The 22,490-nt window shown below is 44.4% G+C and carries 25 protein-coding genes and 1 pseudogene; 19 read left to right on the top strand and 7 right to left on the bottom strand.

The window, feature by feature from the left end:
* The first annotated feature begins 118 nt into the window (after positions 1–118).
* The 7 genes and pseudogenes from HMPREF9378_RS00675 (at position 119) to HMPREF9378_RS00700 (ending at position 4,268) form a co-directional block, all read left to right on the top strand.
* Positions 119–643 carry an FUSC family protein gene (locus HMPREF9378_RS00675; RefSeq protein WP_002896642.1) on the top strand — a complete coding sequence of 175 codons (525 nt, stop codon included), beginning with the start codon at positions 119–121 and terminating at the stop codon, positions 641–643.
* An 80-nt stretch (positions 644–723) separates the two neighbouring features.
* Positions 724–1,089, top strand: coding sequence for a MerR family transcriptional regulator (locus tag HMPREF9378_RS00680; RefSeq protein ID WP_002898467.1), 366 nt, complete (start codon positions 724–726; stop codon positions 1,087–1,089).
* A gap of 31 nt (positions 1,090–1,120) precedes the next feature.
* Positions 1,121–2,467, top strand: coding sequence for a type I glutamate--ammonia ligase (gene glnA / locus HMPREF9378_RS00685; protein WP_002896640.1), 1,347 nt, complete (start codon positions 1,121–1,123; stop codon positions 2,465–2,467).
* Positions 2,468–2,521: 54 nt separating this feature from the next.
* Positions 2,522–2,941: a GNAT family N-acetyltransferase gene (locus HMPREF9378_RS00690; RefSeq protein ID WP_002914435.1), complete on the top strand. Its 420-nt coding sequence runs from the start codon at positions 2,522–2,524 to the stop codon at positions 2,939–2,941.
* A 68-nt stretch (positions 2,942–3,009) separates the two neighbouring features.
* The gene (locus HMPREF9378_RS00695; protein ID WP_002914433.1) at positions 3,010–3,429 is read left to right on the top strand and encodes a hypothetical protein; all 420 of its coding nucleotides are present in this window, start codon (positions 3,010–3,012) and stop codon (positions 3,427–3,429) included.
* A 37-nt stretch (positions 3,430–3,466) separates the two neighbouring features.
* Positions 3,467–3,538: pseudogene (locus HMPREF9378_RS11590) on the top strand (TetR/AcrR family transcriptional regulator); the annotation flags it as partial.
* Entirely contained in the window at positions 3,522–4,268 is a 747-nt protein-coding gene (locus HMPREF9378_RS00700; RefSeq protein WP_002914431.1) for a DNA alkylation repair protein, read from the top strand. The pseudogene HMPREF9378_RS11590 and the gene HMPREF9378_RS00700, both read left to right, overlap by 17 nt.
* Before the next feature lie 28 nt (positions 4,269–4,296).
* On the opposite strand, the gene rnjA is transcribed toward HMPREF9378_RS00700, so the two are convergent.
* From rnjA to HMPREF9378_RS00720, 4 genes are all read right to left on the bottom strand, one after another.
* Complete coding sequence (gene rnjA, locus HMPREF9378_RS00705; protein ID WP_002898451.1) at positions 4,297–5,979, bottom strand: ribonuclease J1; 1,683 nt, start codon at positions 5,977–5,979, stop codon at positions 4,297–4,299.
* Positions 5,980–5,982: 3 nt separating this feature from the next.
* Complete coding sequence (locus HMPREF9378_RS00710; RefSeq protein ID WP_032906349.1) at positions 5,983–6,213, bottom strand: DNA-dependent RNA polymerase subunit epsilon; 231 nt, start codon at positions 6,211–6,213, stop codon at positions 5,983–5,985.
* 232 nt (positions 6,214–6,445) lie between these two features.
* Positions 6,446–7,483 (bottom strand): SDR family oxidoreductase, encoded by a 1,038-nt coding sequence (locus tag HMPREF9378_RS00715; protein WP_002914429.1) that lies wholly within the window; start codon positions 7,481–7,483, stop codon positions 6,446–6,448.
* 226 nt (positions 7,484–7,709) lie between these two features.
* Positions 7,710–8,762: an SDR family oxidoreductase gene (locus tag HMPREF9378_RS00720; RefSeq protein WP_002903702.1), complete on the bottom strand. Its 1,053-nt coding sequence runs from the start codon at positions 8,760–8,762 to the stop codon at positions 7,710–7,712.
* A 132-nt stretch (positions 8,763–8,894) separates the two neighbouring features.
* On the opposite strand from HMPREF9378_RS00720, the gene HMPREF9378_RS00725 reads away from it, so the two are divergent.
* The 8 genes from HMPREF9378_RS00725 (at position 8,895) to HMPREF9378_RS00760 (ending at position 14,243) form a co-directional block, all read left to right on the top strand.
* Positions 8,895–9,359 (top strand): MarR family winged helix-turn-helix transcriptional regulator, encoded by a 465-nt coding sequence (locus tag HMPREF9378_RS00725; RefSeq protein WP_000225125.1) that lies wholly within the window; start codon positions 8,895–8,897, stop codon positions 9,357–9,359.
* A 9-nt stretch (positions 9,360–9,368) separates the two neighbouring features.
* Positions 9,369–10,055, top strand: a complete 687-nt coding sequence (gene tsaB / locus HMPREF9378_RS00730; protein ID WP_002914428.1) for a tRNA (adenosine(37)-N6)-threonylcarbamoyltransferase complex dimerization subunit type 1 TsaB — start codon at positions 9,369–9,371, stop codon at positions 10,053–10,055.
* Positions 10,052–10,504 carry a ribosomal protein S18-alanine N-acetyltransferase gene (gene rimI / locus HMPREF9378_RS00735; RefSeq protein WP_002914427.1) on the top strand — a complete coding sequence of 151 codons (453 nt, stop codon included), beginning with the start codon at positions 10,052–10,054 and terminating at the stop codon, positions 10,502–10,504. The genes tsaB and rimI overlap by 4 nt, the downstream gene beginning before the upstream one ends.
* Complete coding sequence (gene tsaD, locus HMPREF9378_RS00740; protein WP_002914426.1) at positions 10,494–11,504, top strand: tRNA (adenosine(37)-N6)-threonylcarbamoyltransferase complex transferase subunit TsaD; 1,011 nt, start codon at positions 10,494–10,496, stop codon at positions 11,502–11,504. Before rimI ends, tsaD begins: the two co-directional genes overlap by 11 nt.
* A 9-nt stretch (positions 11,505–11,513) precedes the next feature.
* On the top strand, positions 11,514–12,209 hold the full coding sequence (locus tag HMPREF9378_RS00745) for an AzlC family ABC transporter permease (protein WP_002914425.1): 696 nt from the start codon (positions 11,514–11,516) through the stop codon (positions 12,207–12,209).
* Positions 12,199–12,537, top strand: a complete 339-nt coding sequence (locus tag HMPREF9378_RS00750; protein ID WP_002914424.1) for an AzlD domain-containing protein — start codon at positions 12,199–12,201, stop codon at positions 12,535–12,537. Before HMPREF9378_RS00745 ends, HMPREF9378_RS00750 begins: the two co-directional genes overlap by 11 nt.
* A gap of 113 nt (positions 12,538–12,650) precedes the next feature.
* The gene (locus tag HMPREF9378_RS00755; protein WP_002914423.1) at positions 12,651–13,397 is read left to right on the top strand and encodes a class I SAM-dependent methyltransferase; all 747 of its coding nucleotides are present in this window, start codon (positions 12,651–12,653) and stop codon (positions 13,395–13,397) included.
* A gap of 105 nt (positions 13,398–13,502) precedes the next feature.
* Complete coding sequence (locus HMPREF9378_RS00760; protein WP_032911381.1) at positions 13,503–14,243, top strand: MerR family transcriptional regulator; 741 nt, start codon at positions 13,503–13,505, stop codon at positions 14,241–14,243.
* A 108-nt stretch (positions 14,244–14,351) separates the two neighbouring features.
* Here the strand turns inward: HMPREF9378_RS00760 and HMPREF9378_RS00765 are convergent, their stop codons facing one another.
* Complete coding sequence (locus HMPREF9378_RS00765; protein ID WP_002914421.1) at positions 14,352–15,527, bottom strand: BaiN/RdsA family NAD(P)/FAD-dependent oxidoreductase; 1,176 nt, start codon at positions 15,525–15,527, stop codon at positions 14,352–14,354.
* A gap of 301 nt (positions 15,528–15,828) precedes the next feature.
* Here HMPREF9378_RS00765 and HMPREF9378_RS00770 point away from each other — a divergent pair, with 301 nt between their 5' ends.
* Positions 15,829–16,323 (top strand): DUF536 domain-containing protein, encoded by a 495-nt coding sequence (locus tag HMPREF9378_RS00770; RefSeq protein WP_002896624.1) that lies wholly within the window; start codon positions 15,829–15,831, stop codon positions 16,321–16,323.
* A gap of 90 nt (positions 16,324–16,413) precedes the next feature.
* Positions 16,414–18,168 carry a glycerophosphoryl diester phosphodiesterase membrane domain-containing protein gene (locus HMPREF9378_RS00775; protein ID WP_002914420.1) on the top strand — a complete coding sequence of 585 codons (1,755 nt, stop codon included), beginning with the start codon at positions 16,414–16,416 and terminating at the stop codon, positions 18,166–18,168.
* A gap of 116 nt (positions 18,169–18,284) precedes the next feature.
* Here the strand turns inward: HMPREF9378_RS00775 and HMPREF9378_RS00780 are convergent, their stop codons facing one another.
* Positions 18,285–18,584 carry a YbaB/EbfC family nucleoid-associated protein gene (locus HMPREF9378_RS00780; RefSeq protein ID WP_002919734.1) on the bottom strand — a complete coding sequence of 100 codons (300 nt, stop codon included), beginning with the start codon at positions 18,582–18,584 and terminating at the stop codon, positions 18,285–18,287.
* Between the two features lie 169 nt (positions 18,585–18,753).
* On the opposite strand from HMPREF9378_RS00780, the gene HMPREF9378_RS00785 reads away from it, so the two are divergent.
* Positions 18,754–19,167 carry a hypothetical protein gene (locus HMPREF9378_RS00785; RefSeq protein ID WP_002914419.1) on the top strand — a complete coding sequence of 138 codons (414 nt, stop codon included), beginning with the start codon at positions 18,754–18,756 and terminating at the stop codon, positions 19,165–19,167.
* A 37-nt stretch (positions 19,168–19,204) separates the two neighbouring features.
* Here the strand turns inward: HMPREF9378_RS00785 and HMPREF9378_RS00790 are convergent, their stop codons facing one another.
* On the bottom strand, positions 19,205–21,493 hold the full coding sequence (locus HMPREF9378_RS00790; RefSeq protein ID WP_002914418.1) for a Xaa-Pro dipeptidyl-peptidase: 2,289 nt from the start codon (positions 21,491–21,493) through the stop codon (positions 19,205–19,207).
* A 104-nt stretch (positions 21,494–21,597) separates the two neighbouring features.
* Here HMPREF9378_RS00790 and gla point away from each other — a divergent pair, with 104 nt between their 5' ends.
* Positions 21,598–22,461, top strand: coding sequence for an aquaglyceroporin Gla (gla, locus tag HMPREF9378_RS00795; RefSeq protein WP_002914417.1), 864 nt, complete (start codon positions 21,598–21,600; stop codon positions 22,459–22,461).
* Positions 22,462–22,490: the final 29 nt, after the last annotated feature.

The raw sequence follows: 22,490 nt of genomic DNA, 5'->3' as shown, positions 1-22,490 counted from the left end.
TTGATGCGCTAGCTGATAGAGCTTTTTCTTTGTGCGAGAAAAGTCCTGAGCAGAAAGAGTTTTTTTGAGACGAAATATGTTAAAATGAAGAGAGGGAGGATTTCCTGGAAGGAGACTAATGAGTTATTTCAATAAGTACAAGTTTGATAAATCGAAATTTCGTCTGGGCATGCGTACCTTTAAAACCGGTCTGGCTGTTTTCATCATTCTACTGCTCTTTGGGCTTTTTGGTTGGAAAGGGCTGCAAATCGGTGCTTTGACGGCAGTCTTTAGTCTTCGTGAGGATTTTGATAAGAGTGTCCACTTCGGGACATCGCGAATCTTAGGAAACAGCATCGGTGGTTTTTACGCTCTGCTCTTTTTCATTGCCAATAGTGTCTTTAAGGAGCAGTATTGGGTCACCCTCCTTTTGGTACCGGTCTGTACTATGCTGACAATCATGACCAATGTCGCTATGAACAACAAGGCGGGAGTCATTGGCGGAGTATCTGCCATGCTGATTATTACCCTGTCTATTCGGCCGGAAGATACCATCTTGTATGTCTTTGCCAGAATCTTTGAAACCTTTATGGGAGTCTTTGTTGCGATTCTGGTAAATTCTGATATAGATCGGCTGCGAACCATCTTTGAAAAGAAAAAATAAAATCTGTGTAAGAAAATCTAACATTATTTCTTGACATAAGATTTATTTCGTCCTATAATAGTGCGTAGAGAGGAATTTGAATGAAGGAAAAAGAGTTTCGCCGAAACATGGCAGTCTTTCCCATCGGCAGTGTTATGAAACTGACGGACCTATCTGCCCGTCAGATCCGTTATTATGAAGATCAGAATCTGATTACCCCTGCTCGGAATGAGGGCAATCGTCGGATGTATTCTTTGAATGATATGGACCGCCTTTTAGAAATTAAAGATTATATTTCAGAAGGTTATAATATCGCTGCAATTAAGAGGAAATATGCTGAGCGTGAAGCCAAGTCCCATAAGACCATTAGTGAAAAAGATGTCCGCCGTGCTCTGCATCATGACATCTTGCAGCAAGGCCGTTTTGCTTCTTCTCTGCCAACCTTTGGTCAGATGCGTCGACCATAGCTATTTTGTTTGAATTACAAGGAGAAATTTAATGTCTATTACAGCAGCTGATATCCGTCGCGAAGTAAAAGAGAAAAATGTTACCTTTATTCGTCTTATGTTCTCTGATATTTTAGGGACTATGAAGAATGTGGAAATTCCTGCCACGGATGAACAGCTTGACAAGGTCTTATCCAATAAAGCCATGTTTGATGGTTCTTCCATCGAAGGTTTTGTCCGTATCAATGAATCAGATATGTATCTTTATCCTGATTTGGATACTTGGACAGTCTTTCCTTGGGGAGATGAAAACGGCAGTGTAGCGGGTTTGATTTGCGATGTTTATACGACAGATCATGTACCGTTTCTAGGGGATCCTCGCAGTAACCTCAAGCGCGCCCTCAAGCATATGGAAGAGCTGGGCTTCAAATCCTTTAACCTCGGACCAGAGCCAGAGTTTTTCCTCTTTAAGTTGGATGAAAATGGGGACCCGACGCTGGAAGTAAATGACAAGGGTGGTTATTTTGACTTGGCGCCGACAGACTTGGCAGATAATACCCGTCGGGAAATCGTCAATGTCCTGACCAAGATGGGCTTTGAAGTAGAAGCTAGTCACCATGAGGTAGCAGTCGGCCAGCACGAGATTGACTTTAAGTATGACGAAGTGCTTCGTGCTTGTGATAAGATTCAGATTTTTAAGCTGGTTGTGAAAACTATTGCTCGTAAGCACGGCCTTTATGCGACCTTTATGGCTAAGCCTAAGTTTGGCATTGCGGGATCTGGTATGCACTGTAACATGTCCCTCTTTGATCAAGACGGAAATAATGCCTTCTTCGATCCAGAAGATCCAAAGGGTATGCAGCTGTCAGAAACAGCCTACCATTTCTTGGGTGGTTTGATTAACCATGCTTATAACTACACAGCTATCATGAATCCAACGGTTAACTCATACAAACGTCTGGTTCCTGGCTATGAAGCGCCAGTTTATATTGCTTGGGCAGGACGCAATCGTTCACCGTTGGTGCGCGTGCCAGCTTCTCGTGGTATGGGTACTCGCTTGGAGCTGCGTTCGGTTGATCCGATGGCCAATCCATATATCGCTATGGCTGTTCTCTTGGAAGTTGGCCTGCACGGTGTTGAGAATAAAATCGAAGCTCCAGCCCCAATCGAAGAGAATATCTACATCATGACTCCAGAAGAGCGTAAGGAAGCAGGAATTACAGACCTGCCATCAACTCTTCACAATGCCTTGAAGGCCTTGACAGAAGACGAAGTTGTGAAAGCAGCACTTGGCGAGCATATCTATACGAGCTTCTTAGAAGCTAAGCGTATCGAGTGGGCTAGCTATGCAACCTTTGTCTCCCAATGGGAAGTGGATAATTATCTGGATTTATACTAAACTTAGAGCAGGAGGATTGGCATATCCCCTGCTTTTTCGTGGAGGAGGAGAAAGATGGAAAAATTTCATGATTTTATAAAGCGGGTTTTTGATGAGCAATATGAGGCTAGTTTTGGTTCAGGTATGCTTGAAAAACTTGAACCCCAAGATTATTATCTAAGGCGAGAGGAGGGTGGCCGGTTGATTGCCTTGCTCCATGCCCAACAGGTGCTGGGAAACATTCATATCAAGGCTTTGGTGGTGGATAAAGAACATCAGAAAAAAGGTTTGGGAGCCAGCCTGCTGGCAGAATTAGAAGAAAAGGCTGCAGAAGTTGGAGCTACTAATATTACCTTGTCCACTAAATCTTATCAGGCCAAGGATTTTTACATCAAGCAAGGTTATGAAATCTACGCCAGTCTAACAGATGTCCCGCAAAAGGGCATTACCAAATATCATTTTATCAAGCGATTAAACGAAACCATTCTCAAATAGACGGAAGCCAATTTGGCTTCTGTTTTTTATGCTATAATAATGATAATGACTGTTAAAAGGAATAAGAAATGAAAATGCAGAAAACAATAGCCATAGCTTTAGTAAGTTTAGGAATTATCGGTGGAGCTTTTTTGCTTGGAAATCAGGAGAGTTTAAATAAAATTATAACCAAAAAGCCAGACTTGCAAACGATAAAAGAAAAGCAGTTGGATGAACTGAAAAAACATGAGGAAGAAATCAAAGATTTTGTCAAGTCACAAAATTCTAAGATTGAATCTGTTCAGGTAGATTGGAACCAGACAAACTGGGAAGAAGTAGGCAATGGTACTCCGTGGGGCGCTGGAGAAATTGTTAATGTATATGGGAGATTCAATCATATTGAAGATTCTTCTTGGAATGTCACCTTTTTAGTAAAAGATAATGAGGTAGTCCCAAATTCAATGTCTTTAGCAAATGATTTATATGTAGGAGGTAGGATTTTTGAGTAATAGTAATTTAAAATCCTTTGATAATTTTTATGTAGATTTAGCAGAGAAAGAGGAAGAAGCAGTGAGAAGTCTGTTAAGGGGATTTAGAAATTATGGCGAAAAAGGTTAAAGATTATTATGATTTGGTTTATGCGGAGGACTTGAGCCGTCGTTTGCAAGAAGCCACAGATAAATTTGATGCTCAGCATTTTATGTCTCTAGTTGAAAGCGACCTAGAGGCTTTGGAATTTACTCAGCGTCAGGAGCTGCTGGCAAGGAGTATCAAAGAATGCTTGCTGCTTTCTTATGCTGATTCTCTGAAGGTTTTTGAGCAGATACTTGGTCCGGAGTTAGAGGGCGGCTTGGGTATGTTCTCAGAAGGGTACTGGTTGTGGCCGATTGGCAAATACGTAGAACTTTATGGAAGTCAGGAATTCGATCTGAGTGCCGCCTTCAGCAAGGAATTAACCAAGCGATTTACTGGAGAATTTTCCATGCGGCCCTTGCTGGCTAATTATCCTAAAGCTACGATGGATTTACTGTTAGAGTGGAGCCGAGATGAGAATATGCGCGTCCGCAGATTAGCAAGCGAGTGCATGCGCATCCGTCTGCCCTGGGCTAAGAAGCAGACAGTGGCCTTAGATTATTTTGATGAGTTTACTACTATTTTGACAAATCTAAAGGATGACACAGATAAATCCATCCAAAAAAGTGTCGCTAATAATCTGAATGATTTATATAAAGAAGATCCTGAAAAGTTTGAGAGGGTGATTGGATCTTGGCAAGAGGAAAAATTGAGTCCGAGTTGCGCTTGGATTATCAAGCATGCTTCGCGAACAAAAAATAAAGCAGAAAAATAAGCTTTGCTAGTCTAGCAAAGCTTATCTTTTAGTTGTCTTCGTCTGGTGTAAGCACCATCGGAATAATAATAGGTTCGCGCTCGGTACTTTCGTAGAGGAAAGGACGTAAGGCGTTGACGATAGCGCCGCTGACAGATTGGACGCTGGCGTCTTTATTCTTGAGTGCAATGCGAATGGCATTGAAGAGGATACGCTGGCTTTGGCGAATGAGGTCACCTGATTCGCGCATGTAGATAAAGCCACGGCTGAGAATATCTGGACCGGCTAAAATCATCTTGGACTCAAAATCAACCGTTGCGACAGCCAGAACAACACCGTCCTCTGACAGGTCTTTACGGTCGCGCAGGACTGCAGCTCCGATTTCACCAATGCGGTTCCCATCAACATAAATATCCTGAGCATTGAAGCTGCCGGCAATACGAGCTGAGTCAGCTGTCAGAGCCAGCACATCACCATTGCTCATGATGAAGATATTGTCTTTTGGTACTCCAGTATCAACGGCTAGGCCTGCATGGACTTTCTGCATACGGTATTCACCATGGACTGGCATGAAATATTTAGGCTTGATCAAGCGAAGCATGAGCTTCTGCTCTTGTTGGCCACCGTGTCCAGAGGTGTGGATGTTGTTAATCTTACCGTGAATCACTTCTACACCAGCCTCGGAAATGATGTTAATCAGCTTGTTAACGCTGGTCGTATTACCAGGGATAGGACTGGATGAGAAGATGACTGTATCTCCAGGTTGCAGCTGAACCTGACGGTGGGTACCATTGGCAATCCGAGATAGTGCTGCCATCGGCTCACCCTGACTTCCAGTACACATAATCAGCACTTCGCCAGCTGGATAGTCCTTGAGTTCATTTGGCTCGATGAAGGTATCTTTAGGAACCTTGATATAGCCCAGCTCAATACCGTTAACAATAGCCTTTTCCATGGATCGGCCAAAGACCGCAATCTTACGACCGGTCTTAACGGCAGCATCGGCTGCCTGCTGGAGCCGGAAGATATTGGAAGCAAAAGAGGCGAAAATAATCCGTCCATGAATGCCTTCGATAATCTTCATGATAGACTGTCCGACCACTTTTTCGGAATTGGTAAAGGTTGGAACTTCAGCATTGGTCGAGTCAGATAGGAGGCAGAGAACGCCTTCCTCGCCAAGAGCAGCCATGCGGTGCAGGTCTGCCGGCTCACCAACTGGTGTAAAGTCAAACTTGAAGTCACCTGTACAGACAATCTTACCTTGCGGCGTATGGATGACAATTCCCAAGGGCTCAGGAATAGAGTGGGTTGTCCGGAAGAAAGTAGCTTTCAGATGCTTGAACTGCAGTTCTGTGTTTTGATTGATTTCATAGAGCTTGGCATCGCGCAAAAGTCCATGCTCTTCTAGCTTGCCGCGAATGAGGGCCAAGGCCAAAGGACCAGCATAGATAGGAACATTGGCTTGCTTGAGCAGGAAAGGAATACCGCCGATATGGTCCTCGTGCCCGTGGGTGATGAGGACAGCTTTTACGCGGTCAATATTTTCTACGATATATGAGTAGTCAGGAATGACATAGTCAATTCCTAGCAGGTCGTCTTCTGGGAACTTGATGCCGGCGTCTACGATGATAATTTCATTTTGGTATTCAATCCCGTAGGTGTTTTTACCGATTTCGCCTAACCCACCAATCGCAAAAACGCCAACTTCTTTGGGTTTTAAGGTATATGCCATGGGTTAGAACTCCGTCAATTCAAAAGTGCCTGACTCTTTTTCGTATTCGAGGTGTTTGTCAGACAAGAGCTCGATAAATTCAATATTGTAAGGGGTATTTTCTTCGACTAACTTACGAGCCTGAATGCGGCCTTCCAATTCATTAGCTGCTTCGACATCTAAATAAAGGGCACGTGTCTTTTCACGGCGCGGACTGCGCTCTTTTGTTTCTTGATAAAAAACTTTGTAAATCATTACATTTCCTTTCATATTTTCATGATTAACCTGCAGAAAACAACAGCTGATTAGCTGTTTTCTTTTATTCAATTCTGAGTAGTAGATTAATCCTGATTCGTTACAATTATAATGATTATAACATAAAATAAGGGAATAGTAAAAGGTGGAGATAAGAAAATGTAAGAGTGATTTAGTCTGAAAGCATTCGGATTCCATATTCCTGAAATGCCTGTTCTGGATACTTTTAATCTTATGATAGGTAGCCGTGCTCTTTGTACCAAGCTATGACATTTTTGAGAGTTTCTTCAAAGGGACGGAAATGGGCTCCCAACTCATTTTGAGATTTTGCAGAATTGAAATGTGTTCGGAGATATTCCTCTTCAGTAGAGGTCACAGCAGCCTTACTCAACAGAATAGGACGTTTTGTTAGACGATGATATAGTTCATTGTATTGAGCAATTATCTTTAGAAGAAAAAGAGGAATCCGTCTAGTTGGAGCGGCAACTCCGCTGACCGCTTCTAGGTTCTTCAATAATTCTTCCATCGTCATATGCCTACCAGCTGCTAAATATCGTTCTCCTTGTCGGCCATACTGCATAGCTAGGATTTCGCAGTCTGCGACGTCTCGGGCATCTACGACGCTGTAGCTGCCGGGAATGATTCCAGGCAGTTTTTTATGAACGAAGTCGAAAATCAACTGTCCCGCAGAGGTAGGACCGATATCGCCTGGGCCAAACATAAATCCAGGCAGGACAAAACTAACAAAAAAATCAGGATGTTTTTTTGAAAAATCTAAGAGAACCTCTTCGCTTAATATCTTACTGCGGTAGTAGTCATTGCTTGTATTCCTGCTGCGTAACATGCTTTCATCAATCAGTTGATTTTGCTCACCATAGAGAACTGCAATCGATGAGGTATGGACCGCCTGACGAATGCCAGCTTTATAAGCGGCTTCAAAAAGTTCCAAACTACCCTTCACATTGGTATTATACAGTTCTTGCCAGTGCTGACCGCCTTTCAAACTATCTCGAAAGAAAGCAGCTGTGTGAAAAAGACTATCACAATCTTGCATATGATTTTGATAGCTGTCTGGCTGGCAAATATCTCCTTCAATGAAATGGATCGGCAGATTGCCAAACTGCTCTAAGGCTTTCTGTCGAGAGCGTACTAAAGCAGTCACCTGAATTCCTTTTTTTAGAAGGGATCGCACTAGATTATTTCCTAGTAAACCTGTTGCGCCAGTAACGAAGGCGTGGTGAATACTTCGGCTTTGGTGTTTTGGGGGCATGGCTCTTCTCCTTAAATTATATTTAGATGACATGTCATCTATTCTCTTATTTTATATTTTGCAAGATTAATTGTCAACAATTAAGGGAATTAGTGTAAAATAGATACAGAAGAAATTTGCAAAGGACGGGAATAGAATGTCATCTTTAGGAGACCGTTTTAGATATTTATTCAGAAGTGCGGAAAATCTAGCGATGAACATTTGGTCACTTGATTTTGAGGGCTGCTTATTTGGCGAAATAGCCGTGCTTGCGGTACCAATCTACCACGTCAGCTAAGCTTTCTTCGAGAGGGCGATGCTGTCCGCCTAGCTCGCTCTCGGTTTTGGCAAAGCTAAAATTACTTTTGAGATATTCTTCGGCCATGAGATGAGCGAGCTCATTGGTAACCAAAATTGGTTTTTTGGTGAGCCGGTGGTAGAGCTCACTTGCTTGGGCATAGATTTTGACGAAAAGAGGGGAGATCTTGCGCTTGGGGGCGGGAACGCCAGTGATTTTTTCCAGTATTTGGTACAATTCTGTCATGGTCACTTGCCGTCCAACTGCCAGATAGCGCTCCTTTGAGCGTCCGTATTTCATGGCGCGGAGATGAATATCTGCTACATCTCTAGCATCCACCATATTATAGCTAGCCTTTAAGATACCTGGAAGTTTTTGCTCTACAAAATTGATAATCAGCTGCCCACTGGAGGTCGGACCAAGGTCTCTAGGACCCAACATTACACTCGGCAAGATAAAGCAACCGAAAACATCTGAATGCTTGTCCAAGAAATCACGAACGGCCTCTTCACTCAAAATCTTGCTGCGATAGTAATCAAAAGGAGTATCTTTTGAGCGAGACATGCTTTCATCGATTAGCTGATTGGCCTCACCTTCCAGTACGACACAGGAGGAAGTATGGACAAATTGGCGGATACCAGCCTCGTAAGCAGCTTCTAGGAGGTTATTTGTGCCTATAATATTAGTGTCGTAGAGCTCCTGCCAGTGCTTGCCGCCTTTATAATTATCGCGGAAAAAAGCAGCGGTATGAAAGAGGCTGTCACAGCCTGCTAGATAGTCACGATAGCTTTCGGGCTCTAAAATATCCCCCTTGACAATCTGGATAGGCAGGTCGGCAAATTGTTTGCGCGCTTTTTCCTCGGAGCGAACGAGAGCGGTCACTTGAATGTTTTCTTTTAGCAGAGCACGCACGAGATTATTTCCTAAAAGACCGGTCGCACCAGTCACAAAAGCGTGGGTCATTGTTCTAGCTGGTTTTTGATTTGTAGGGTTTGGGGTCATCCGTTTTTCCTCCTTTTGCAAATAGATGATATATCATCTATTTAAGATTTTATATTTTTTAACTAAAATTGTCAACAATTTACCTAATCTAGTGTAAAATAGTATAGAAGTGATTTTTGAAAGGAGAGCAGCGTGGTAGCAGAAGGAATTCGATTTGGCTATTTGTTTAGAAGTGCAGAGAGCTTAGCGACGAGAGAATATGGGAAGTTGCTAGAGCCTTTGGGAATTACGCCCAATCAAAGCGAGGTCTTGCTCGTTTTGGGCGAACATGCTCCGCTGTCTCTCAAGGGCTTGGGGGAATCCCTGATTTGTGAGGAAAAAAGCCCTAGTCGCTTGGTGCAGGCTTTGATTAAAAAAGGCTTGGTCAAGAAGGAAATTTCTAGCAAGGACAAGCGCAGTTCTCGCTTGAGCTTGACTGCTGCTGGAGCGGATTTGCTGCCCAAGATTGCTGAGCAAGAAGCGATTTTTGGAAAACACTTGGCGCAGCAAGTGCCTAATTTGGAGGCTTTTAGCCAGATTTTAGAGGAATTTTTGGTAGATAGTTTCTACGAAGACAAATTAAAACGCCGCTCACTTTGGCGGCAAGAGGAAAAATAGAGGATAAGCATGAAGATTGCAGCTTTTGATACGTCAAGTAAGGCGCTGACGCTCGCGATTTTAGAGGACGAGACCTTGCTGGCGCAGATGACTTTAAATATAAAGAAAAACCATAGCATTACCCTTATGCCAGCTATCGATTTTCTGATGAATAGTCTGGATATGAAGCCAACAGATTTGGATCGTATCGTAGTTGCTCAGGGTCCGGGCAGCTACACAGGTCTGCGAATGGCGGTGGCGACAGCCAAGACTCTGGCTCATACCCTCAAGATTGAGCTGGTCGGTGTGTCTAGTTTGCTGGCTTTAGTCCCAGAGCAGGTGGAAGGTTTGGTCATTCCTGTCATGGATGCCCGCCGCAATAATGTCTATGCTGGCTTTTATCAGTCTGGTCAGTCTGTACGGCCGGAGGCTCATCTGCCATTGGCAGAGGTTTTGGAAATAGCTGGCGCTGCTAACCAGCCAGTCACCTTTGTCGGAGAAACAACAGCTTTTGCGGAGCAAATTGAAGCTGCTCTTCCTCAGGCTGCCATTCAGCCGACCTTACCAGATGCGGCAGCTATTGGTCGTCTCGGTTTAGACCTGCCAGCCCAGTCCATTCATGATTTTATTCCTAACTACCTCAAACGGGTAGAGGCTGAGGAAAATTGGCTCAAGACCCATCAGGAATCCAGTGATTCTTACATTCAGCGCCTATGATTAAGATGAGAAAATGGAGCGATAGCTCAGATATGGACGCGGCAACTCTCGCAGAAGAGCTGGAACAGCTCTTATTTGCTGTCTATGAGGTCAGCCCTTGGACTGTGGGTCAATTGGAAGAGGTTCTGCATTCGGATGTGAACAGTTGTGCGCTGGCAGAAGATGAGAATCGGCTTGTCGGCTTTTTAGTCTGGCAGGAGACAGACTTTGAAGCGGAAGTCCTGCAGATTGCTGTATTGCCTAGCTATCAGGGACAGAAAATCGCGACAGCCTTGTTTGACTTTTTGCCTGCCGACAAGGAAATATTCCTCGAAGTGAGAGAGTCGAACAGGCCAGCTCTGCTATTTTACAAAAAAGAAAAATTTGAAGAAATTGCGCGGCGGAAGGCCTACTACCATGCGCCGGTAGAAGATGCGATTGTCATGAAAAGAGAGGACCATGAAAGATAGATATATTTTAGCTTTTGAGACGTCTTGTGACGAGACCAGTGTGGCGGTTCTGAAGAATGAGACTGAGCTTTTGAGCAATGTCATTGCCAGCCAGATTGAGAGCCACAAGCGCTTTGGCGGAGTGGTGCCGGAAGTGGCCAGTCGCCACCATGTGGAGGTCATTACGGTTTGCATTGAGGAGGCCTTGGCAGAAGCAGGGATTAGCGAGGAGCAAGTCACAGCAGTGGCCGTTACCTATGGTCCTGGTCTGGTTGGAGCGCTTCTTGTCGGCTTGGCGGCGGCCAAGTCCTTTGCCTGGGCTCATGATATTCCCTTGATTCCAGTCAATCATATGGCCGGACATCTGATGGCAGCCCAGAGCGTGGAGCCCTTAGAGTTTCCTTTGCTGGCTCTTTTGGTCAGTGGCGGCCATACTGAGCTGGTCTATGTTAGTCAGGCTGGTGACTATAAGATTGTGGGGGAAACTCGCGATGATGCGGTCGGTGAAGCCTATGACAAGGTCGGTCGAGTTATGGGGCTGACCTATCCAGCAGGTCGAGAGATTGACCAGCTGGCTCATCAAGGACAGGATATTTATGATTTTCCGCGAGCAATGATCAAGGAAGACAATCTGGAATTTTCTTTTTCCGGTCTCAAGTCAGCCTTTATCAATCTGCACCACAATTCCCAACAAAAAGGAGAGGTTTTGTCTAATCAAGACTTGTCTGCTAGCTTTCAGGCAGCGGTTATGGATATTCTCATGGTCAAGACTAAGAAAGCCTTGGAAAAATATCCAGTCAAGACTCTAGTCGTGGCGGGCGGTGTTGCGGCTAATCAAGGCTTGAGAGAACGCTTGTCTGCTGAGATTCAGGATGTTAAGGTGATCATTCCGCCTCTGCGGCTCTGCGGTGACAATGCTGGTATGATTGCTTATGCTAGTGTCAGTGAGTGGAATAAGAAGAATTTTGCCAGTTTGGACCTCAATGCTAAGCCAAGTCTGGCTTTTGAAACGATGGAGTAAAGGAGAAGAATGCGCGGGCAGACATTTAAACAGGGGGCACAGGCGGCAGTGCCAACGGCTCTGGGCTATATTGGGATTGGCCTAGCCTGTGGCATCATGGCGGCACCCTATATGAATCCCTTGGAGATGGGGCTGATGAGTATTTTGGTTTATGCCGGCAGTGCTCAGTTTGCCATGATTGGTTTATTTGCCCAGCAGGCGCCGGTCTTGGCCATCGCACTCACTGTTTTTCTTATTAATATCCGGCATCTTTTGCTCTGCCTGCATGCATCAACTTTTTTTCGTAAGTCTAGCTTGATGCAGAATATTGTCATTGGCTCTTTTTTGACGGATGAATCTTATGGAGTCTTGATGGGAGAGCGGGCACATATAGAGGAAATCGCTGCTAGCTGGATGATGGGTAACAATTTCATGAGTTATACTGCTTGGATTTTGGGTACTATTTTAGGAACTGCCCTCGGTGCCCTTCTGACCAATCCTGAGAACTTCGGCCTGGACTTTGCCCTAGTCGCCATGTTTATTGGCATTTTCTCTTCTCAGTTTACAATCATGCTGCGCCGGGTCAAGATAAAGAAACTCTTTTTGGTCTTGGGCGTGGTGGGTCTTGCCTACTTGCTCCTGACCATGCTGCTTCAAAATTCGCTAGCGGTGCTTTTTGCAACCTTGCTAGGCTGTATGGTGGGGGTGATCTTGGATGATAAGTAAGTATATTTTGCTGGCCATTCTTTTGTCAGCCCTGGTCACTTGGATTCCGCGGATTTTGCCCTTTATCCTAGTTAAATACAAGGGGCTTCCGCCCATGGTAGAGCGTTTTCTCAAATATCTGCCAGTTTCCATTATCTTTGCCCTTATCCTGTCTAGTGTTACCAATGCTAAAACAGGTCAGCTGCCGAGCTTTAAATGGCTGGATTTAATAGCCGTTTTTCCGACTAGCTATGTAGCTTTTAAGTATAAAAACTTAATTGCAACTGTTGTATTTGGTGTAGTCTTGGTGGCCTTGCTGCGCTATCTGGCTGGATTTCTTGGGCTGTAAAGAGATACAAGACAGATTGAATCGGTCTGTTTTTTTGTTAAATTCTAAGAATTATCTGAAAATATAATATTTTATGCTATAATGGAAGCAATAAAAATCATGGAGGTTCGGAAATGGCAGAAGCAGGTCATAAATTTTTAGCAAAATTAGGAAAGAAACGCCTTCGTCCCGGTGGCAAGCTGGCAACGGACTGGCTGATTGAGCAGGGGCATTTTTCCAGCGATAAGAAAGTTCTAGAGGTTGCCTGCAATATGGGGACCACAACAATCGAGCTAGCTAAAAAATATGGCTGCCAAATTACTGCAGTTGATTTGGATAAGGCTGCGCTGGCTCAGGCTAAGCTTAATGGAGACAAGGCTGGTGTGAGTGAACTCGTCACATTTGAGCAGGCTAATGCTATGAAGCTGCCTTATGATGACAATTCTTTTGATATCGTTATCAATGAAGCCATGCTGACCATGCAGACGGATAAGGGGAAGGCCAAATGTATGGATGAGTACTACCGGGTGCTGAAGCCAGGTGGAGTGCTCCTCACCCACGACGTCATGCTCAAGCAAAAAGATGAGAATGTCCGAGAAGAGCTATCTCGTGCGATTAATGTCAATGTGGGGCCTCTAACCGAGGGCTCTTGGATTCAGCTGGCACGTTCTCATGCTTTTGACCGTGTGGACACCTTTGTCGGCGAAATGACCTTGATGAGCCTTCAAGGGATGATATATGACGAAGGGCTGGGTGGCACTCTGAAAATCTGCTTCAATGCCCTTAAAAAAGAGAACTACGGCCAGTTTATGAAGATGTTTAAGATGTTCCAAAAAAATCAGGAAAAACTGGGCTTTATTGCTATGGTTTCTCGCAAATAAATACTAGCCGCTTTGGAAACTCTAAGGCGGTTAAAAAAATTTCTAAAAAAACTTGACCCTCCCCTTAGGTCATGGTATATACTAGTTAGGCAAGGAGGCAATTACATGTACCACATCAAAGAAGCGGCACAACTGTCAGGTGTTTCTGTAAAAACCCTGCACCATTATGACAAAATAGGACTTTTAGTGCCCGCCAAATCAGAAAATGGCTATCGGATATACAGCCAAGCTGATTTAGAGAGGCTGCAGGTCATCCTTTACTATAAGTATCTGGGGTTTTCTTTGGAGAAAATAGCAGAGCTGCTGAGTCAGGATGAACAGGCCTTATTGCCGCATCTGGTTAGGCAATTAGAGTATTTGAAGCAGGAAAGAGACCGCTTGGATACCTTGATTTCCACCTTGCAAAAAACCATCCAAGATGAAAAGGGAGAAAGAAAGATGACAATGAAAGAAAAATTCGCAGGTTTTACCTACGAAGACAATCAAAAATACCATCAAGAAGCCGTCGAAGAATACGGTCAAGAAGTGATGTCAGAAGCATTGGCTCGTCAAAATGGACGGGAAGAAGAATCTGCCGCAGCTTTCAATCAAGTTTTTCAAAGTCTGGCAGAGAATATGCAACAAGGCTTGCCGATTGAAGCAGCAGAAAATCAGGAGCAGGCAGCGCGTCTCTTACAAGCCATTCGCACTTACGGTTTTGACTGCTCGCTGCAAGTCTTTGCTCACATCGGTCAAGGCTATGTCCACAATCCAGAATTCAAGAAGAATATCGATCAATTTGGACCAGGCACTGCCCAGTATACAGCAGATGTGATTGCTGCTTATGTTCGGACAAATGCAGAATAAAAACTGGTGAGAATATTCTGCACTGCACCCCAAAAGTTAGTTAACTTTTAGGGTGCAGTGCAATGTTCCTCGACCAGTTTTTTCAATTACTTTAAAATATTTTTCTAATCACTCATACTGCAAGCTCCCTGCCACCCAGCCGGTGCAGAGGGCAGATGTGATGTTGAAGCCACCCGTGTGGGCATTGATGTCTAGGACCTCTCCAGCAAAGTGGAGGCCGGGAACGAGCTTGCTTTCCAGAGTTTTGGGATTGATTTCTTTGAGGCTGACGCCGCCCTTGGTTACAAAGGACTTGGCCAGGGACATTTTGCCAGTGACAGGGATTGCTAGTTCTTTGATTTGCTTGATGAGCGCATCTTTTTCGCTGATATGAAGTTGTTTGCCTTTCTCGGGAAAGGGCTGGGCAAAAAAGTCTGCCATTCGCTCGGGTAGGAGGATTTTCAGGCAGTTCTTCAGCGATTTTTCCCGATGTTCTTCTAAAAAATCTGCCAAATCCTGCTGACTCATCTGTGGCAAAAGATCCAGATAGATGGTTTCACCGCCTTTGACAAAGCTAGACAAGCGCAGGGCTGCCGGACCTGATAGGCCAAAGTGGGTAAAGAGCAGGTCGTGGGTAATGACATGCTTTCCGTAGCTCAGGGTCACATCGTCCCGCGAAATCCCCTGAAGCGCTTTGTGAGGAAAGTCAGTCATAAGAGGACTTTCGGCAGCCTCTAGGTCGGTTACTGTATGCTTGAAGTGTCGGGCGATATCATGACCGAAGCCTGTCGAGCCTGTTGAAGGGTAGGACTTGCCGCCAGTCGTCACAATCAATTTCTGGCAGGTCCAAGTCTGGTCGCTGGATCTGATAGTAAAAAGCTCATCAGTTTTTTTGACGGAGACGATTTCGGTATTGGTGATGACAGTGCCACCCAGCTCTGCAATTTTCTTTTCCAAAGCTTCGATAATGGTGCGGGACTTGTCTGTCGCTGGGAAAACACGGCCGTGGTCTTCAACCTTCAGTTTGACACCATTCTCTGTAAAGAAGTTGATGATATCATGGTTGTCAAACTGGGAAAAGACGCTGTAAAGAAAGCGCCCGTTGCCCGGAATACCGGCCATGAGGTCATCTAGGTTTCCGTTATTGGTCACATTGCAGCGGCCACCACCCGTTCCGGCTAGTTTCTTGCCCAATCGTTTATTTTTCTCAAGGAGCAGGGTCTTCTGTCCGTAGAAAGAACTGGAAATGGCAGCCATCATGCCAGCCGGTCCTCCTCCGATGATGATTGTGTCGAAATACTTCATTGGTCTTTTCCTTTCGTGGAGAGTGGTTTCTATCAGTTAGTCAGAAATCTTGTGCTTCCTTGGTGAGCAGGTTTTTGTTGTCTTGCAGATCCTCTTGGAAGGCTGTAGCTGAACATCTCTAGGTTTCTAAATTCATTCAATTTTTTCATTTCTCTTACTAGACTAATCTGTTTCATTGTATCATAAAAAAGTGCTAAAAAGATAGGAGTCAGGCTCAAAAAATATTGTGAAATTTGACAGTTAAGGCTTGATATGATAAGATTTAGGTATCTACAAACTAGAAAAAGTTTTTGAGGAAATTATGGCAATTGAAAAGACAGTCAGCGAGTTAGCCGAGATTCTTGGAGTTAGCCGCCAGGCGATTAACAATCGTGTCAAGGCACTGCCGCCAGAAGATACGGAAAAGAACGAAAAAGGAGTCACGGTGGTGACCCGCAGCGGCTTGATTAAGCTGGAAGAGATTTATAAGAAAACTATTTTTGAAGATGAACCTGTTAGCGAAGATGTGAAGCAACGCGAGCTGATGGAAATCTTGGTGGACGAAAAAAATGCTGAGATTGTGCGTCTCTATGAACAGCTTAAAGCCAAGGATAGCCAGCTGGCTAAGAAAGATGAGCAGTTGCGCATCAAGGATGTCCAGATTGCTGAAAAGGACAAGCAGCTGGACCAGCAGCAGCAGCTGACAGCCAAGGCTATGAATGAGCGTGAAACCTTGCTGTTGGAGTTGGATGAAGCCAAGGAAAAGGTGCAGGAGCAGGAAAGCAAGGGCTTCTGGGCACGTTTATTTGGAAAATAAAAATAAGGTTGGGACATCTGTCTCAACCTTGTTTTAAATAAGAATTGCTTTTTAGCAAGTTTTGTATCGTTCACAATATAAAGGAGGAAAATGAAATCACAAAGACTGGGACTTTTACGTCTCTATCGCAATCTTGATAAAATTTTGTTGCTCTTTTTCACAGTCTTTATGCTCATGGAGCTGGCCTGGGTGCCTTTCAACTCCTTTGCAGCAGAGACTCTGCTCAAGCAGACAGGCTACCTCTTCTTATCTTATACGAATGCCTTTAAAGTTCTGACTTCAAATGTCTGGGTTGGCTTAGCCTTTCTAGCGCTTTTTGCGGCCAATCTCTTTATCGCTTATTTTCAGATTGGACTGATATTTATGGGGCTCCGCAATCTTCTGGACGAGGAAGAACGAAGCGCCTTTCAGTTCATTAAGAAAAGTTTCAAAGACAGCGGCTCGCTGATTCGCTACGCCCGGCCCAGTAAGATCCTCTTTATTGCACTGTATATGGGCTTTATCTTTCCCTTTCTGCGGCAAATTCTCAAAATCTACTATTTGAATAAAATTTTGATTCCAGAATTTATCGTGACCTATCTCAAGACAGCCTTATGGATGAAATTATCAATCTATGCTTTAGGTTTTCTGCTTTTTTTGATAGCTGTCCGTCTGATGTTTGCCCTGCCCAAGCTCTTTTTTGAGCATTTCCGCCTACGAGACGCGATTAGGTATAGTTTGGAGAAGACCAAGGGGCACTTGATTCGCTATACTTGGCAGCTCTTTTGGATACTGGCCAAGAGCTTTCTCTTCTTTCTTTTAAGCAGCATTCCGATTTTAGTGTTGCAGCAGTATGCGGATGGCCAGTCCAATCAGATAGCCTTGACAGCAGCGGTTGTCAATTACTGCCTCATAAAGCTGGCTTATTACTTCATGGTAGCCTACTTTCTGATTAAGTTTGTGGCTTTTCTGACAGACAGTAAGCTGTCTGAATACCGCTACAGGAAAGGCCTGCCTCTCATGCGCTGGTTTATCCTTTTGGTCACTAGCTCTGTCTTTGCCCTTGAAGGCTTTGTCTATCTCAATCTGCCCTTGGAAAATGTCCCTCTGACCATCTCGCATCGTGGGGTTTCGCAGGGAAATGGTGTCCAGAATACAGTTGAGTCGCTAGAGAAAACCGCCCTGCTCAAGCCAGACTATATCGAAATGGATGTTCAGGAGACTAAGGATGGTCAGTTTGTCATGATGCACGATGCCAATCTAAAAGCCTTGGCTGGCGTTGATGCCAGACCGCAAGAGCTGACTCTGCAAGAGCTGACGGCTTTAGATATTTCAGAAAATGGACACACTGCCAAAATTTCCAGTTTTGATGCTTATCTCAAACGAGCCAATCAGATGGGGCAGAGACTCTTGATAGAAATCAAGACCAGCAGCTTGGACTCAGCTGATATGATGGACCGTTTCCTGAGCCAATACGGAGCCAATATCAAGGTTTATGGCCACCAGATTCAGTCTTTGGACTATCAGGTTATTGACAAGACAGTCCAGTATGATAAGAGCATACCGACCTTCTTTATCCTGCCCTACAATACTATTTTCCCACGGACACAGGCTTCTGGCTATACGATGGAGTACTCGACCCTCGATGAAAACTTTGTCGATAAGCTATGGACGACGGATAAGCAGCTTTATGACTGGACCATTAATGATGCAGATAGTATCGGCAAATCCTTCCGCTTGGGTGTTGATGGCATGATAACTGATGATTTAGAGCTGGTTCAGAGCTCCATTAAGGAACTGCAAAACAAACCTGACTATGCCCTGCTTTTGATGAGCAAGGCAGCGGATTTGCTTAATTTTGTGTAGTGGACTAGTGAGAAAATGACTATAAATCAAAAAAGACTGAGATTCTTCAGTCTTTTTTGCTGGTTCGAGTATTGCTTGACTTATGTTTAGTCAAGTTGGAAGGTTATTTATCTTGCTTAAAATGGCAATTTGCCTGCGAAAGCGCCCATTTTCTTCTGAGTAGCATCATCAATCTGAGCCAGCGCGTGATTCAGGGCCTGCGCAGTCATCTCTGACAGAGTTTCCAAATCTTCAGGATCCACAACGGCTGGATTGAAGTCAATGCTGACTACCTTTTTATCGCCTGTCAGTTTAGCGACGACTAAATCTTGGGCTGATTTGCCGGTGAATTCTGTTGCAGCTAGTTCTGCCTGTCCTTTTTCCATTTGTTTTTGAAGCTTTTGTGCTTGCTTCATCATGCTTTGCATGTTCATCATAAGATTTTCTTTCCTTTCTCTCGCAAGGGCTGAGCCCTTGGTAATCTTCACTCTTCAAATTATATCATTTTTTGGAAAAGTGGCAAGAAGAAGATTTCTAAGAGGTTTGACAAAAATTTAGCCTTTATAGTAGAATGGTCATGAATCTATATACCAAGGAGAAGACAACTTGAAAAACAAGAAGATAAAAGCTTTGCTGTTAGTAGTGCTCTCATCCCTCTTCATCCTAATTGGCTGCAGTAGCAGTCCCAAAATTCAGGGAAAATGGAATGTACAGGATGCTAGCGGTGAACAAAAGACCATTGAAATAAAAGACAAGACCATTATTGTCAACGAAGAAGAGTATGAGTATACTCAAAATGCAGTTGGTTTTAAGAATGGAGTGAGTTATTACGGCCTGACTCGGAAAGATAATGGCGGAACATTTTCTATCGTCTTTCCTGAGAAAGATAAAAACATTGCTATTATGCTAATTCCTGATTCAGACGATGACTATCTCACAGGCAGTATGCTCTTTGCTATGAACCGCAAGGAAAAGCCAGATTATAAAAAATATGCAGAGGAATATCTCAATCTACGATAAAAGAAAAGGCGCTGAATTTCAGCGCCTTTTTCTTTTATTAATGTGATGTCATGGTTGGCAAATCCAGACTAGATTGCTTCAAATCTACAGTCAGCTTATAGTCGGTCTTATCACGGACGGTATGTTCAAAGTCTGTAGTGTAGAGGACGAGGCGCAGTTGGTCTCCTTTTTTCATCTTATAGATAGTTGGTTGCAGTTCAAAGGAAAATTCCAGCCATTGGTCAGGAGTGACTTCTTCGACTGTCAGTAGATTGGTTCGATTTTGCAGATTGAGAAAACCTTTGGTGATGACGCGATGAGGCGTTTCAGTATGGGGGAGTTCAACCAGATTGTCCAGCATATAGTAGCGGCCGTTGTCCATGACTCTAGGTTCAATAGGCGTAGGAATTGGTGTGTGTCGTTTAGCTAGTCCGAAGTCCAGCAATTGAGCAGAAATCAATCCCTTATCGGTGCTGGATTTGAGGCGAAGATTGAGCTGGGTCGCTCCGTTGAGAAAGAGGTCCTTTTCCAAGGTCCAGTCCAGAGTAATCTGGTTGACCTTACCTTCAAAAAGCTCAGTCTTAAAGCTTTGGTAATTTTTAGCAAAACGATTATAGTCTTCTTCTGGATATTGATTTTGGATAGATTGGCAGTCTTGGCCTAGTTGGAGCTGAAGTTTCTGCTCTTGTCCGCCGAAGTCTTCCAAGGTCAGCCAGTTTTGAGTTTGACTGTTGTCCTGCCAGATGACTGTTGGCAGCTCGAAGTCTGATTCACAACCCAGCAGTTTTTTGCTCAGCAGAGCATTGATAGACTCACGAAAGTCAACGGACTGCCAGTTGTTCATGTAAACATGGGCGCCGTTATGGAAGAAGAGATGTTTTTTGATGTGGGGCGGTAAGGCTCGAAACATATTATAGACATGAAGGGGCTTGACATTCCAGTCTTGAGAACCATGGGTGAAGACGACTTCAGCCTTGACCTTATCTGCATGGAGCAGGTAGTTGCGGTCATGCCAAAATTGATTGTAATCTCCGGTTTGCCGGTCTAGGTCTTTGCGCTGTTGCTCTAGGCTTCGCTGATAAGTATCATTATGACGCAGGTAGTCACCAGCCCTCAGGTTGCGGGAGTAGGTCAGTTCGGTCAGGGATTCAAAATCCTCTCCTGGATAGCCGCCAGGGCTTGTGACAAGGCCGTTTTCGCGGTAGTAGTTGTACCAAGAAGAAATCCCAGCTTCGGCGATAATGACTTCCAATCCGTCTACGCCAGTCGTAGCCAGCCCGTTGGACATAGTGCCTAGATAGGAGATACCGGTCGTAGCCACTTTTCCGTTGGACCAACTAGCCTTGATTTCCCGCTGGCGTGTGTGGTCGGTGAAGGCTCTGCAGCGGCCGTTGAGCCAATCAATAACGTTCTTATAGGCTTCGATCTGCTGATAGTCGCCGCTGGTCATCAGTCCTTCAGAGTCTTTAGTTCCTACGCCAGACACATAGAGATTGGCAAAGCCACGGGGCAGCAAGTAATCATTGAGCGTGTAGGTGCCGATATGACCTAATTTTTCCTCGGCTTCAGAGACTTCTTGGGCAGGAGCTGGCGAATCCAGCTGGAGCAATTTGAGCTTAGGATCTTGTACTGTGATTTGATGGGGCTCTTTTTTTGCTAAGTCCACATTCATATCATGGAGAGCCTTGTCGCTGGCAGGGTCATTGGTTCCTTGATGATAAGGAGAAGCAGTCATGACAGCAGGGACTTGTCCTTGATAGCGGGGTCGGATAATGCTGACCTTGATGAGATCCGGACGACCGTCTCGATCAGTGTCCACACGTGATTCCACATAAACCACTTCACGGATGGCATCATGGCTGGAAAAGGTTGCCAGACTCTTGCCGTTGAAGTAGTGGTGGGTATTGTCCTCAGGAATTAACCCCTCGCTGACTAGCTTATCAACTAAGAGGTTACCATTTTTTGTCCGAGTGTTGAGCAGCTGGTAGAGATTTTCCAACAAGTCTCCAAAGGTAATGGGAAAGCCCGTTTCTTTGCGAAAGGCCTCAACATCTGTAAAATCAATAAAGGGCGAGAACTCAAGTAGCTGAAAGGCTACAGTGTAAAAGACAGACGCCGTTAGTTCTCTGTCAGACTGGAAAAAGCTCAGCAGGTCTGTTTGGCTGTCAGCAGCCCAGGATTTCAAGGGATAATCTGTATTTTTATAAGTGAAAAAGCTGGTGCGAAGAAAATCTTCAAGATTTTCCTTATCAGAGCGATTGCTGTCATAAAAAAAGCCTAATTCAGCTAATTCTATCAACATATTTTCCCGTTTCGTTTTTGCATAACTATACTGATTAAAACGCATATTCTTCCCTCTTTTTCTTATTTTTATAAAAAATGACCTTTACATTATCCATTATACTTGATAAAATAGACTTTGTCTAAAAAATATTTAAGGAGTATCACTAAATGGATTTCGAATGGGTCGTTAAATACGCCACAGAATTTTTAGGAACAGCTATCCTCATTGTCTTGGGGAACGGAGCTGTTGCCAACGTTGAATTAAAAGGAACTAAGGGACATCAGAGCGGTTGGTTAGTCATCGCTGTCGGTTACGGTATGGGGGTTATGATTCCAGCTTTGATGTTTGGTAATGTGTCCGGTAACCATATCAACCCTGCCTTTACTTTGGGACTTGCTGTCAGCGGGTATTTCCCTTGGGCACAGGTTGCGCCATACATTGCAGCGCAGATTTTGGGAGCTATCTTCGGACAGGCCTTGGTCGTTGCGACCCACCGTCCTTACTATCTGAAAACAGAAAATCCTAACAATATCTTAGGTACTTTCTCTACTATCTCTAGCCTAGATCATGGCACACCTGAATCACGTAAAGCTGCCTTGTTCAATGGTTTTATCAATGAATTTGTTGGTTCTTTTGTTCTTTTCTTTGCCGCTCTAGGCTTGACAAAGAATTTCTTTGGGGCAGAAGCGTTACAATATTTGAAACCATTTATTGAGCAATCTGGTCAGCAGTTGACTGATGCAGCTGTGAAAGCACAAGTGGCTCCGCATACTGCAGCTGGTCTTTCAGTCGCTCACTTGGCACTTGGTTTCTTAGTAATGGCTTTGGTAACCTCTCTAGGAGGCCCTACTGGACCAGGACTGAACCCAGCTCGTGACCTTGGACCTCGTATCCTCCACTTCATCCTGCCAGAATCTGTTTTGGGCAAACACAAGGGTGATTCAAAATGGTGGTATTCTTGGGTTCCAGTTGTGGCACCGATTCTTGCAGGTATCACAGCGGTCCTCTTGTTTAAAACAATCTATGGATAAGCACATAAGATTAGAGTTGGGGGATTTCC

Source organism: Streptococcus sanguinis SK1 = NCTC 7863 (assembly GCF_000194945.1).
Taxonomy (GTDB): Bacteria; Bacillota; Bacilli; order Lactobacillales; family Streptococcaceae; genus Streptococcus; species Streptococcus sanguinis.
This window is presented reverse-complemented; position numbering and strand designations above follow the sequence as displayed.

What these genes read in the sequence shown, in the direction of transcription:
- HMPREF9378_RS00675 (WP_002896642.1), top strand. Translation starts at nt 119, where the DNA reads ATGAGTTATTTCAATAAGTACAAGTTTGATAAATCGAAATTTCGTCTG.
- HMPREF9378_RS00680 (WP_002898467.1), top strand. Translation starts at nt 724, where the DNA reads ATGAAGGAAAAAGAGTTTCGCCGAAACATGGCAGTCTTTCCCATCGGC.
- glnA (WP_002896640.1), top strand. Translation starts at nt 1,121, where the DNA reads ATGTCTATTACAGCAGCTGATATCCGTCGCGAAGTAAAAGAGAAAAAT.
- HMPREF9378_RS00690 (WP_002914435.1), top strand. Translation starts at nt 2,522, where the DNA reads ATGGAAAAATTTCATGATTTTATAAAGCGGGTTTTTGATGAGCAATAT.
- HMPREF9378_RS00695 (WP_002914433.1), top strand. Translation starts at nt 3,010, where the DNA reads ATGAAAATGCAGAAAACAATAGCCATAGCTTTAGTAAGTTTAGGAATT.
- HMPREF9378_RS00700 (WP_002914431.1), top strand. Translation starts at nt 3,522, where the DNA reads ATGGCGAAAAAGGTTAAAGATTATTATGATTTGGTTTATGCGGAGGAC.
- rnjA (WP_002898451.1), bottom strand. Translation starts at nt 5,979, where the DNA reads ATGGCATATACCTTAAAACCCAAAGAAGTTGGCGTTTTTGCGATTGGT.
- HMPREF9378_RS00710 (WP_032906349.1), bottom strand. Translation starts at nt 6,213, where the DNA reads ATGATTTACAAAGTTTTTTATCAAGAAACAAAAGAGCGCAGTCCGCGC.
- HMPREF9378_RS00715 (WP_002914429.1), bottom strand. Translation starts at nt 7,483, where the DNA reads ATGCCCCCAAAACACCAAAGCCGAAGTATTCACCACGCCTTCGTTACT.
- HMPREF9378_RS00720 (WP_002903702.1), bottom strand. Translation starts at nt 8,762, where the DNA reads ATGACCCCAAACCCTACAAATCAAAAACCAGCTAGAACAATGACCCAC.
- tsaB (WP_002914428.1), top strand. Translation starts at nt 9,369, where the DNA reads ATGAAGATTGCAGCTTTTGATACGTCAAGTAAGGCGCTGACGCTCGCG.
- rimI (WP_002914427.1), top strand. Translation starts at nt 10,052, where the DNA reads ATGATTAAGATGAGAAAATGGAGCGATAGCTCAGATATGGACGCGGCA.
- tsaD (WP_002914426.1), top strand. Translation starts at nt 10,494, where the DNA reads ATGAAAGATAGATATATTTTAGCTTTTGAGACGTCTTGTGACGAGACC.
- HMPREF9378_RS00745 (WP_002914425.1), top strand. Translation starts at nt 11,514, where the DNA reads ATGCGCGGGCAGACATTTAAACAGGGGGCACAGGCGGCAGTGCCAACG.
- HMPREF9378_RS00750 (WP_002914424.1), top strand. Translation starts at nt 12,199, where the DNA reads ATGATAAGTAAGTATATTTTGCTGGCCATTCTTTTGTCAGCCCTGGTC.
- HMPREF9378_RS00755 (WP_002914423.1), top strand. Translation starts at nt 12,651, where the DNA reads ATGGCAGAAGCAGGTCATAAATTTTTAGCAAAATTAGGAAAGAAACGC.
- HMPREF9378_RS00760 (WP_032911381.1), top strand. Translation starts at nt 13,503, where the DNA reads ATGTACCACATCAAAGAAGCGGCACAACTGTCAGGTGTTTCTGTAAAA.
- HMPREF9378_RS00765 (WP_002914421.1), bottom strand. Translation starts at nt 15,527, where the DNA reads ATGAAGTATTTCGACACAATCATCATCGGAGGAGGACCGGCTGGCATG.
- HMPREF9378_RS00770 (WP_002896624.1), top strand. Translation starts at nt 15,829, where the DNA reads ATGGCAATTGAAAAGACAGTCAGCGAGTTAGCCGAGATTCTTGGAGTT.
- HMPREF9378_RS00775 (WP_002914420.1), top strand. Translation starts at nt 16,414, where the DNA reads ATGAAATCACAAAGACTGGGACTTTTACGTCTCTATCGCAATCTTGAT.
- HMPREF9378_RS00780 (WP_002919734.1), bottom strand. Translation starts at nt 18,584, where the DNA reads ATGATGAACATGCAAAGCATGATGAAGCAAGCACAAAAGCTTCAAAAA.
- HMPREF9378_RS00790 (WP_002914418.1), bottom strand. Translation starts at nt 21,493, where the DNA reads ATGCGTTTTAATCAGTATAGTTATGCAAAAACGAAACGGGAAAATATG.
- gla (WP_002914417.1), top strand. Translation starts at nt 21,598, where the DNA reads ATGGATTTCGAATGGGTCGTTAAATACGCCACAGAATTTTTAGGAACA.